The organism is Actinospica sp. (genome assembly GCF_035552695.1).
GTDB lineage: Bacteria > Actinomycetota > Actinomycetes > Streptomycetales > Catenulisporaceae > Actinospica.
Window position 1 is genome coordinate 17942 of record NZ_DASZKT010000236.1, and the last position, 11098, is coordinate 29039.

At 72.2% G+C, this 11098-nt stretch carries 9 protein-coding genes and 2 pseudogenes; 3 read left to right on the top strand and 8 right to left on the bottom strand.

The genetic code is table 11. The features are described from left to right. Window positions 1–73: 73 nt before the first annotated feature. On the bottom strand, window positions 74–1837 hold the full coding sequence (recN, locus tag VG296_RS27090) for a DNA repair protein RecN (protein WP_349259709.1): 1764 nt from the start codon (window positions 1835–1837) through the stop codon (window positions 74–76). 379 nt (window positions 1838–2216) lie between these two features. On the opposite strand from recN, the gene VG296_RS27095 reads away from it, so the two are divergent. Then, on the top strand, window positions 2217–3260 hold the full coding sequence (locus VG296_RS27095) for a C40 family peptidase (protein WP_325570567.1): 1044 nt from the start codon (window positions 2217–2219) through the stop codon (window positions 3258–3260). A 12-nt stretch (window positions 3261–3272) separates the two neighbouring features. Here the strand turns inward: VG296_RS27095 and VG296_RS27100 are convergent, their stop codons facing one another. The 4 genes from VG296_RS27100 to VG296_RS27115 all read right to left on the bottom strand — a co-directional run bounded on the left by VG296_RS27100 (window position 3273) and on the right by VG296_RS27115 (window position 6702). Further along, a complete protein-coding gene (locus tag VG296_RS27100; protein WP_325570569.1) occupies window positions 3273–4466 on the bottom strand; it encodes a low temperature requirement protein A in 1194 nt (397 codons plus the stop codon). A gap of 104 nt (window positions 4467–4570) precedes the next feature. After that, a complete protein-coding gene (locus tag VG296_RS27105) occupies window positions 4571–5587 on the bottom strand; it encodes an NAD kinase (RefSeq protein ID WP_325570570.1) in 1017 nt (338 codons plus the stop codon). Between the two features lie 58 nt (window positions 5588–5645). Beyond that, complete coding sequence (locus VG296_RS27110; protein WP_325570572.1) at window positions 5646–6491, bottom strand: TlyA family RNA methyltransferase; 846 nt, start codon at window positions 6489–6491, stop codon at window positions 5646–5648. A gap of 7 nt (window positions 6492–6498) precedes the next feature. After that, window positions 6499–6702 carry a hypothetical protein gene (locus VG296_RS27115; RefSeq protein WP_325570573.1) on the bottom strand — a complete coding sequence of 68 codons (204 nt, stop codon included), beginning with the start codon at window positions 6700–6702 and terminating at the stop codon, window positions 6499–6501. A 52-nt stretch (window positions 6703–6754) separates the two neighbouring features. Between VG296_RS27115 and VG296_RS27120 the strand changes: the two genes are divergently transcribed. Beyond that, window positions 6755–7105: a sterol-binding protein gene (locus VG296_RS27120; RefSeq protein ID WP_325570575.1), complete on the top strand. Its 351-nt coding sequence runs from the start codon at window positions 6755–6757 to the stop codon at window positions 7103–7105. A gap of 55 nt (window positions 7106–7160) precedes the next feature. On the opposite strand, the pseudogene VG296_RS27125 reads toward VG296_RS27120, so the two are convergent. Beyond that, window positions 7161–7958: pseudogene (locus VG296_RS27125) on the bottom strand (HAD-IIA family hydrolase); the annotation flags it as partial. Between the two features lie 40 nt (window positions 7959–7998). Further along, window positions 7999–8463: a tetratricopeptide repeat protein gene (locus tag VG296_RS27130; protein ID WP_325570579.1), complete on the bottom strand. Its 465-nt coding sequence runs from the start codon at window positions 8461–8463 to the stop codon at window positions 7999–8001. A 156-nt stretch (window positions 8464–8619) separates the two neighbouring features. Between VG296_RS27130 and VG296_RS27135 the strand changes: the two genes are divergently transcribed. Continuing rightward, window positions 8620–9909 (top strand): DUF1015 domain-containing protein, encoded by a 1290-nt coding sequence (locus tag VG296_RS27135; protein ID WP_325570581.1) that lies wholly within the window; start codon window positions 8620–8622, stop codon window positions 9907–9909. Between the two features lie 111 nt (window positions 9910–10020). Here VG296_RS27135 and VG296_RS27140 read toward each other — a convergent pair. Next, window positions 10021–11098 (bottom strand): annotated as a pseudogene (locus VG296_RS27140) (hypothetical protein); the annotation flags it as partial.

An 11098-nucleotide genomic window follows, 5' to 3' on the forward strand; every position in this document is an offset into this window, starting at 1 on the left:
TAATCCTGCCAGGTCCACCTGAAGCCGCACCCGGAATTAGGCCGCGGACGGCCGTCGCGACGTGGCGACGCACTCAGGGCAGCGCGCGCTCGGCGACGGCGCCGTCGACGAGCTCGCGGGCGTGGTCCTTGGCCGAGTCCGATTCGGAGCGGCCGGAGAGCATGCGGGCGATCTCCGTGTACCGGTCCGCATCGGCGACGACCGTCACGCCGGAGGAGGTGACCCCGCCGTCGCTGTCCTTGACCACCACGAGCTGCCGGTCGGCGAACGCGGCGACCTGCGGCAGGTGGGTGACCACGATCACCTGGCTGCTGCGGGCGAGGCGGGCCAGCCGGCGGCCGATCTCGATCGCGGCCTGGCCGCCGACGCCCTGGTCGATCTCGTCGAACACCAGCGTCGGCACCGGGTCCGCGCCGGCGAAGACGACCTCGATGGCCAGCATCACGCGGCTGAGCTCACCGCCGGAGGCGCCCTTGGCGATCGGCAGGAAGGGGGCGCCGGGGTGCGGGGCCAGCAGCAGCTCCACGTCGTCCCGGCCGGACGGGCCGAACTCCTCGCGCCGCCCCAGCCGCACCTCGATCCGCGCGTGCGGCATCGCGAGCGCGGCAAGTTCTGTGCCGACCGCGGCGGCGAAGCCGCCCGCCGCCTCGGCCCGCAGTTCGCTCACCCGGTCCGCGAGGTCGCCGAGCTGCCCGTGCAGCGCGTCCCGACGCTCCGTCAGCTCGGCGATCCGCCCGTCGTCGCCCTCCAGCTCGCCCAGCCGCAGCGCCGCCTGCTCGCCCCACTCCAGGACCTCGGCCACGCTCGGGCCGCCCGGCTCCGCGGCGGTGTCGACCAGGTAGCGCCCGACGTGCCGGCACAGCGCGTCGATGTCGGCGACGCGTCCGTGCGCGTACTCGAGCCGGGCCGGGTCCGCCTCGATGCCCGCGGCATAGCCCGCGACGTCGGTCGCGACCTCGCCGAGTTGCCAATAGACATCGTCGAGCCGGCCCGCGATCGCGGCGAGCGCCGGGTCCTTGTCCTTGACCGCGTCCAGGGCACGCCGCGCGTGGTTGATCAGGGTGAGCGCGTCGGCCGCGTCGTCCGGGGTCTCCTGCGCGCTGAGCGCCTCGTGCGCCCGCGCGGCGCCCATCCGCAGCTCCTCCGCGCTGCCCAGCCGCTCGATCTCGGCGGCGAGTTCCTCGCGCTCCCCGGGCTGCGGGTCGGCCTTCTCGATCTCGGCCAGGCCGTAGCGCAGGGAGTCGGCCTCGCGGAAGCGCTCCGCGGCCTTGGTGGTGAGCTCCTCGAGCTCCGCGCACACGTCTCTATAGGCGTTATAGGCAGTGCGGTATTCGGCGAGCGCGGCGAGCGTCGCCTCGCCCGCGTACCGGTCCAGCGCGTCGCGCTGCCGGGCGGGCTGCCTGAGCAGCTGCTGCGAGGACTGTCCGTGCATCTCGACGAGGTCCTCGGCGAGGTCCGCGAGCACCGAGACCGGTACAGGCTGGCCGCCGAGGAACGCGCGCGAACCGCTGGATCCGGCCGCGGCGACGGAGCGGTTGATCAGCAGCTCCCGGCGCGGCTCGCCGTCGGCGCCGGAATCGGCCTGGTCGAGCGACGCGCCGTACTCCTCGGCCCGCTTCACGGCGCGGCCGGACTCGGTGAGCCGCAACCGGCCCTCGACCACGGCCCGCCCGGCGCCCGGGCGCACCCGGCCGCTCTCGGCGCGGTCCCCGAACAGCAGTCCGAGCCCGGTGACGACCATGGTCTTGCCCGCGCCGGTTTCGCCGGTGACGGCGTTGAAGCCCGGCGCGAAACTGAGAACCGCGTCCTCGATCACGCCGAGCCCGCGGATGCGCATCTGCTCCAGCACAGCACGAGACTATCCGCTCCGGGCGGCGGCCGGGGAGCGAGCGGGCTTCCTGGGGATCTTATTGACACCGTGTCGGAAACCCCGGAGTCGCCGAGGGTGTTGTGACCAGACCGTGACACGTGTCCGTTTAGGCCGCTTGCTCCCGGACCGACCCCTGGGGCGAATCGGGCATACCGCAGCGTATTGCGTCAATACGTTCGGCCTCTTCGATTCGGCGCCGGCGCAGGATAACGGTGGGAGTAAAGGGATTTTTTACCCACCCGACTACCTCCCTTGGGCGAGCGCCTGGCAAGGTAACGCCTCAAGTTCAGTTCTTATGCCTCATTCAGTTCTGAGTGCTGCCCTCAGAAGAGATTGCGGGAGTTCCATGAGTGCCCCCACGCACCGCGCGCCGAAGATGATCACCCCGCGAAAGGCGACCGCCGTCGCCGTAGTCGGGCTGAGCGCGGGGACGGTGGCGATGGTGCCCAGCTCCAGCCAGGCCGAAACGCTGGCCCAGGCCAAGGCGCAGTACCAGTCGGACGTGAGCCAGGGCGAGGCGGCGGGCCAGACTTACGACCAGCAGGAGCAGGCGTACGCGCAGCTCCAGCAGAAGCTCGACGCGCTGCAGGGCGAGATAGCCACGCAGAACCAGCAGATCGCCTCGCTGAACTCGGCGATCGGCCAGCAGGCGGCGGAGCAGTACCGCAGCGGCGGCGTCAGCACCTCCCTGGAGCTCGCCCTCTCCGCCAGCCCGGCCACCTACCTCGACAAGGTCGCGAGCCAGAACGAGATCGCCTCGCAGGAGAACAAGCAGCTCAAGACGATCGCGTCCGACCAGGCCGAGCTGAAGCAGGAGCAGGCGCTCGCCGCCACCCTGGTGCAGCAGCAGCAGGCCGCGCTGACCAAGGCCAAGGCCGCGAAGGTGCAGGCGGACAACCTCACCACCGCCGCCAAGCAACTCGTCGCCTCGCTCACCCCGGCCGAGCAGCAGCAGGTCAACATCGGCTCCAGCGGCAGCATGTGGTTCCACTACTCCGGCACGCTGCCCGTCGCCACCGGCCGCGGCGCCATCGCGGTGGCCTACGCCGAATCGAAGCTCGGCGACGATTACGTCTACGCCGGCAACGGCCCGACCGTCTTCGACTGCTCCGGCCTGACCCAGGAGGCCTGGAAGGCGGCGGGCGTCGACATCCCGCGCACCTCGTACGACCAGTACTCGTCACTGCCGCACATCTCCAGGTCCCAGCTCCAGCCGGGTGACCTGGTCTACTTCTTCGGCGTCCCGCCGAGCCACGTGGCCATCTACATCGGCAACGGGATGTACATCCAGGCGACGCACCCCGGCTCGTACGTCGAGTGGGCGTCGCTGGACCCGAGCTCGCCGTACTACGGCAACATGCCGGTCACCGGCTACACCAGCGTCGGCTGACAGCCGCTCCGCTCAGACTTCCGACGGCTCGGATCCGGTGATGGATCCGAGCCGTTCCGCGTAGATGCCGCACACCACCGCGGCGGCGCAGCAGAGCCCTGCCAGGAGCACGGCGTAGCTCCCGGCGAGGCTGCACAGCAGCACGGCCGCCGCCGTCGTCGGCATGACCGCCTGTGCCGCGCCGCTCTTGAAGTGCCGCGCCTGCAGACCCCAGACCACGAGCAGGAAGATCGCCGTGGGCACGGTCACGGCGGCGGCCGCGAGCCGCGCCGAGATCTGCTCGCTCCCGGTCGTCCACACGGCGACCACCTCGGCGCCCGCCCCGATCGAGGCGGCCGAGCCGAACACCACGTAGTGCCCGTAGCCCCACAGGAACGGCGAGGTCCGCTCCCCCAGCAGATCGCCGACCTCGTGCGCGAAGTAGATCCACCAGGCGGAGAAGACGATCAGCAGCCCGCCGAGTGCGAGCAGCACCAGTTCCCTGACGTCCTCGTGCGCGCTCATCGACTCCTGGACCGCGACCGTCGCCGCGGAGACCGTCTCGCCGAGCACGATCAGCGTGAACAGGCCGTACCGCTCGGCGATGTGATGCGGATGGAACGGCAGCGTCCCGGCGCGCCCGGCCCAATACGGAACCAGCAGTTCGACGGCGGCCAGCACGGCGAATGAGACGTCGTACGCGGTCGACGCGTGCACCCACTGCAGGAGCACCCACAGCACCTGCACGACCAGCACGCCGCCGCCCCAGCGAGCCGCGAGCCCGCGCAGCTCGGGATTGTCCCGGTAGACGCGGATCCACTGCGAGGCGAAGGCCAGCCGGACGATGACGTATCCGATGACGACGACCGTGAAGTCCCGGTGCCCGAAGGCGCGCGGCACCCCGGCGGCGATCACCAGCGACCCGGCGATCTGCACGAAGGTGGCCAGCCGGAACGGGATGTCGTCGGGGTCGAAGGCCGTGGCGAACCAGGAGTAGTTCATCCAGGCCCACCAGATGGCGAAGAACACCGTCGCGTAGGCGCCCACGCCGTGTGCGACCCGCCCCTGTCCGATCGCGTGCGCCAGTTCCTGGCCGGCCTGGCCCACCGCGACGACGAAGCAGAGGTCGAAGAAGAGCTCGAGCGGCGTGGAGACGCGGTGGCGCTCCTCGGTGTCGCGCGCGCCGACCGCGCCCCTGGGCCGCGGCGTCCGCAAGCTGATGATCACGGCAACCAGTGTCCCAGCGCGGACCGACAATCGCCGCCGGAATGCGGCGGGGATCTGGGATCGCGCGGAGATCGGGCCAGGATCAGCCCGGGATCAGACCGGGCTCAGGAGCCCGCGCGCGGCGCGCGCCAGCCGTCCACCGGCAGCGCGAACTTGGCCACCAGCCGGTCGGTGAACGGCGCCTGGTGCAGCCGGGCCAGCCGCACCGGACGGCTGCCGCGGCGCACCTCGATCCGGGCCCCCGGCGGCAGCGTCAGGGTCCTGCGGCCGTCGCACCAGAGCACGCCGGATCCCTCGTGGCCGGACCCGTGCCCGTCCTGCACGTCGATGGCCAGCAGCGAATCCGGCGCGGCGACCAGCGGCCTGGCGAAAAGCGCGTGCGCCGAGATCGGCACCAGCAGCAGCGCCTCCACGCCGGGCCACACGATCGGGCCGCCGGCGGAGAACGCGTACGCGGTGGAGCCGGTCGGGGTGGCGCAGACCACGCCGTCGCAGCCCCAGCGGGAGAGCGGCCGGCCGTCGATCTCGACGAGCACCTCGAGCATCCGCTCCCTGGCCCGCTTCTCCACGCTCGCCTCGTTCAGCGCCCAGGTCTGCCCGACGAAGGCGCCCTCGCGGGTGACGCGCACGTCGAGCGTCATCCGCTCCTCGACCTCGTAGCGCTGGTCGACGATCCGCTCGACGACCTCGTGCAGGTCCTCAAGCTCCGCCTCGGCGAGGAAGCCGACCCGGCCGAGGTTCACCCCGAGCAGCGGGATATCGGCCATCCGGGCGAGTTCGGCGCCGCGCAGCAGCGTCCCGTCCCCGCCGAGCACGACCACGAGCTCGCAGCCCTCGACCGCGTGCCGGTCCTCGGGCACGATCCAGCTGCCCGGCTCGCCGACCTCGAGCCGGTCCAGCTCCACCTCCGGCGCCAGCATCCGCACCGCGATCCCCGCGACCGAAAGCCAGTGCGCCACCTTGCGGGCCGCGTCCCTGGCCTCGCTGCGGCCGGTGTGCGTGATCAGCAGGACGGTGCGCTGGGCCCCGCCCGCCGAATGCGGAACAGGCGGGAGCGCGGGGGACGGTGTGTCGGCCGCGGCGCGCGCGCCTTCGCGCTCGGCCGGCGAGTTCGCGCTCACCCGGGGTTCCCTTCTGCTCGTCGTGCTCGGTCCATTCTCCCCGATCGGGCGCGCCGACTCAGTCCCGCGGCGCGGCCACGCCCGCCGGGCCCTCGGCCACCGCCCGCCGCAGGTCCTCGTCCCGCAGCTCCGGCGCGCCCCGCCGCAGCCACAGGAAGTACTCCACGTTGCCGCTCGGCCCGGGCAGCGGGCTGGCGGTCACGCCGAGCACGCCGAGGCCGAGCCCCGCCGCCGCGGCCGCGACCGTGCGCACCGACTCGGCGTGCAGCTCCGGATCGCGCACCACTCCGCCGGAGCCGAGCCGTTCCCGGCCGACCTCGAACTGCGGCTTGACCATCAGCGCGAAGTCCGCCGCGGGTACGGCGCAGCGCACCAGCGCGGGCAGCACCAGCGTCAGCGAGATAAACGACAGATCCCCCACCACAAGTTCCACCGGCTCGCCGCCGATCTGATCCGGCGTCAGCTCGCGCACATTGGTGCGGTCCACGACCACGACCCTGGGGTCGTTCCGCAGCTCCCACACCAGCTGTCCGTACCCGACGTCGACCGCGACGACCTGCCGGGCGCCAGCACGCAACAGCACGTCGGTGAACCCGCCGGTGGACGCGCCTGCGTCGAGGCAGCGCCGCCCGGCCACGCGCAGCCCGGCCGGACCCGCGCCGAAGGCCTCGAGCGCGCCCGCCAGCTTGTGGCCGCCGCGCGAGGCGTACTCCGGCTCTCCCTCGGGCGGCGCGGCCACCACGATCGCCGCGGAGGTCTCGACCCGGGTCGCCGCCTTCGCCGCGCGCTGCCCGCCGACCGTCACCCGGCCGGCCTCGATCAGCTCGGCCGCCTGCTCCCGCGAGCGGGCCAGCTTGCGCCGCACCAGTTCGGCGTCGAGCCGCCGCCGTTCCTGCCCTGCCATCTGGTCTCTAGCGCCCCAAGTCCGCGAGGGCGGCCTGCAGCCGCTGATGGACGTCGTCGTACAGCTCCGGGTGCTGGTCGGTGCTCAGTTCCGGCAGTTCGCGCAGCCGCTCGAGCGCGGCGTCCACCGCCTCGTTCCCGGTGGGCTCCGGCGCGGGCAGCGGGCTGTCCGCCCGGGCCTGCGGCAGCTCGGCGATCTCGGGGCTGTTCATGTCGTAGACGGTATCGCGTGCGACCGGCAATGGGGATGTGTAGGGTGCCTGCGTGGCGACCAAGGACGAATGCGCCGCCGCCCTGGACCGACTGGCTGCGAAGCTGGGCGGGCTGGACGACGATCGGCGCGCGAAGAACGATTTTGAACGCACTGTCAGTTGCACGGTGCCCGACCTGGGGGTCGCCTTCCACGGCCGGATGAAGCAGGCGCGGCTGGTGGGCGTCGTCGACTACGAGGACATCGGCCGGCTGCCGAACGCGCAGATCAAGCTCACGATCCCGAGCGACGACCTGCTGGCTCTGGTGGACGGCCGGCTGAATTTCATCCAGGCGTGGACCGCGGGCCGGATCAAGGTCAGCGCGTCCTTCGGCGACCTGCTGAAGCTGCGCAAGATCTTCTGACCCGATCCGCTGCCGCGATCTTCCGCCGCCCGGCTCGGAACCGCCGCCCTGCTCAGAGCAGGGCGCGCAGGTCGTCCGCGATGTACGTCGGCTTGTGCACGCCCTCGGCGGCCTCGGCCTCGGCGCGGGTGGTGACGCCGGTGAGCACGAGCAGCGAGTCCACGCCGGCCCGGTTCGCGCCCTCGATGTCGGTGTCCAGCCGGTCGCCGACGACCAGCGGGTGCTTGGCCCCGGTGCGCAGCATCGTCTCCCGGTGCAGCGCGATGTCCGGCTTCCCGGCGATCCGCGGCCAGCTGTCGCAGGCCTTGGACACGGCGGTGACCAGCGCCCCGTTGCCGGGCGCGATGCCGCGGGCCGTGGGCATGGTCAGGTCGGTGTTCGCGGCGAACCAGGGCACCCCGCGCTGCACCGCGTACGCGATCTCGGCGAGTTCCTTCCAGGACGTGTCCGGCCGGTACCCCTGAACGGCGGCTGCCGGGTTCTCGTCGGCGGAGTCGACCGGGACGAGACCGCGGTCGGTGAGCGCGACCCGCAGCCCCTCGCCGCCGACCATCAGCACCTTGGATCCGGCGGGCACTTCCTCGGCGATCATCCGCGCGACGGCCTGGGCGGCCGTGACGACGTCGTCCGGGGTGGCGGGCAGTCCGAGCCGCACCAGGTGCTCGGCGACGGCCTGCGGGGTCCGTGAGGCGTTGTTGGTGACGTACGTCAGGCGCATCCCGAGTTCGGCGGCGGCCAGGAGCGCGGGCACGGCGTGCGGCACGGCGTCGGAACCGCGGTAGACGACCCCGTCGAGGTCGAGCAGCGCGGTGTCGTAGCGGCGGGCGAGCGGGGTCTTCGCGGCGTCGGTCACGCTCCGATCTTACTGACGCCGCGCTCGCCCCGATGCCGCGCTAGCCGTTCTTCGCCTCCTGCCGGTGCGCCGACGAGGCCTTGGCCCGGGCCGTGGCCCTCGCCCCGCGCAGGGCGAGGGTGTAGTAGTTCACGTCGGGCCGCATCGCCGCCGCGACCGCGAGATGCTCCACGGCCAGGTCGAACTGCCCGAGCTTCGCCGCCGACAGACCCCAGCCGAACTGCGCGTAGTCGTCGTCCGCGTCCTCCTCGACCAGCCGTTGGAAGGACACGACGGCCTGGTCGTACTGCTCCGAGTCGAACTGGGCCCGGGCCAGCGCCTCGAGCACCGAGCGGGAGTGCGGGACCCGCGCGGCGGCCCGGCCGAGCACCTGGGAGGCGGTGCCGGGGTCGCCCTCGTCGAGCAGTTGCACGCCGCGCTGGTACCAGTCGTAGACCTCGCCGCTGGGCAGACCCTCCTCCTGCTCGTCCGCCCCCTCCAGCCAGTCTTCGTCCCGCTCAGCCATCCCGCGCCTCCTGCCGTCGTCGCGTCACCGGGTCCTCGTACTGTGCCCTGACTCCCGTCGAGGGCCGTCCTACCCCTGTCTCCGTCCGTTCGATGCCTCCGGCGGGCCCGGACCACCCGTTCACCGGATGTCCCCGGTCGCCCTTAGCATTTCGCTATGACCGCCGCTGCCGCCGCCGACACGCCGAGCCGCCTTGTCCTTTCGCCGTTCCGCGGACTGCGCTTCACGGAGGCCGCGGACCGGGCCGCGGTGATCAGCCCGCCGTACGACATGATCGATCCGGAGCGGGCCCGGCGGCTGGCCTCGGGCGACGCGCACAACATCGTCCGAGTGATCCTGCCCGAGCTCGACGAGCCGGATCCGCGGCTGCGTTACCGCAGGGCCGCCCGGACGCTGCGGGACTGGCGGAACGAGGGCCTGCTGGCCCTCGACCCGGAGCCCGCCCTCTACGTCTACGAACAGCTGGACGCGGAGGATCCGGACCGGTCGGTACAACGCGGACTCATCGGAGCATTACTGCTCCCGGGTGACGAGTCTAACCCCCCTATTCACCCACACGAGGATGTTGTGGGCGTCGTGGTGCAAGACCGGCGATCGCTGATGTACGCGCTCGGCGCGAATCCGGAGCCGATCCTGCTCACCTACCGGGGCGGCGGACCGGCGTCTGACCTGGTCGAACGCGTGACGGCGGACGGCGCGGCCGAGCCGGTCGTGGACGTGCGGACGGTCGACGGCATCCGGCACCGGCTCTGGGCCGTCACCGCGCCGGAGGACCTTTCAGCGATCGCGGACGATCTGGCCGGGCGCGAGGCGCTGATCGCGGACGGCCACCACCGCTACGCCGCGTACCGCGAGCTGGCGCAACTCGATCGTCCCGGTTCGGAGCACGGCCTGGCGCTGCTGGTCGACTCGTCGCGGCACCCGCTGCAGGTGCGCGGCATCCACAGGTGGCTGCCCGACCTTCGGGCCGAGCCCGCGCTCCGTAAGGCCGAGAAGTGGTTCACGATCCGCCGGCTGGACGGCGGCTACAAGGCCGCGCTGCGGGCCCTCGACGAACTGGCCGGCGACCGGATCGGCTTCGCGGTGGTCGACGGCCACGACGCGTGGCTGCTGTCGGACCCGGACGACCGGCTGCTGGCCGAGTACGTGCCGACGGACCGCCCCGAGTCCTGGCGCCGCCTGGACGCGACAGTGCTGCACTACGCGCTGGCGGGCGGCGTCTGGTCGATCTCCGACACGCCCGACCACATTCGCTTCGACCACGACCCGCGCAGCGCCGTGTCCGAGGCGTACCGGCACTCCGGCATAGCCGTGCTGCTGCGGCCGGTCGCGGAGGCCACGGTGCTGGAACTCGCGGCGGCGGGCCAGATGATGCCGCGCAAGTCCACGTCGTTCTCCCCGAAGCCCGCCACCGGCCTGGTACTGCGCCTGCTCGACGAGAGCTGACGAGCAACGAACGCGTACGCATAAGGGTGTGCCCCCGAAGTCGCGATGACTTCGGGGGCAACACGCCTCATGGCCTACATGCGCTTATCTGCACCTCTACGCCGCGTGGGCCTACTGCTCCTCGTCCTCGGCGCCCGACTCGAGCTCCTCCGCGCTCAGCTCCACACGCTCGACGCGCTCCACGCGCGAACTGTCGTCGGGCTCGCCGTCGTCTTCGTCGTCATCCTCGTCGTCGAAGGCTTCGTCGTCCTCGTCATCCTCGTCGTAGGCGTCCTCGAGATCGTCGTCGTCCTCGTCGTCGTCGAGTTCGTCTTCCTCAAGGTCCGCGCCGTGGACGTCCTCGACCTCGTCGGCGTCCTCGGCGTCTTCTTCCTCGTCGAAGACCACTCCGTCGAGCGTCGCGATCCGATGCTCGGCGTCGGTGATGCCGTCGCTGTCCGCCTCGGCCGCGCGAGCGAACCACTCACGAGCCTCGGCCTCACGCTCGGCCTCGAGCAGCGCGTCCGCGTAGGCGTAGCGCAGCCGCGCGGTCCACGGCTCGATCTGGGCCGGCGTCAGGTCCGCGCCCTGCAGCATCGCGACGGCCGCGTCGACCTGGCCGAGGTCACGACGAGCGCCCGCGGCCACGATGCGCAGCTCGACCTGGGTGCCCTTGTCGAGCTCCTTGGCCTCCGGCGCCTGCGCCATCTCGAGGGCCTTCTCGGGACGGCCGAGACCGCGCTCGCAGTCGGCCATGACGGCCCACTGGTGATTCGAGCCGGTGATCCGGCGCGCGGCACGCAGTTCGGCCAGCGCCTCGGCGTAACGGTCGGAGAGATAGGCCGTCAGCCCGAGCGCCTCACGTGTGGCGGCGAGCCTTGGGGCGAGCTGCTGAGCGGTCCGCGCGTGCTTGTAGGCCTGCTCCGGGTCCTCGTCGATCAGCCGCCCGGCCATCACGAGGTGGCCTCCGACGAGCTGGGCCTTCATGCGCACGAGCGTACGCAGCTCCGCGCGGATGTCGTCGTCGAGGTCGGACAGGTCGATGTCGTCCGGCAGCTCGAGGTACGCCGGCTGCTCGGCCTCGGCCGCCGCAGGCTGCGGAGCCCGCTCCTCGCGCCGCTGGAACCCGCCACGCTCCTCGCTCGCACTCGCGCTCGCGCCACGATCGCCGCTGCGGTCCCGGTCGCGGTCCCCATAGGACGGCCGACTC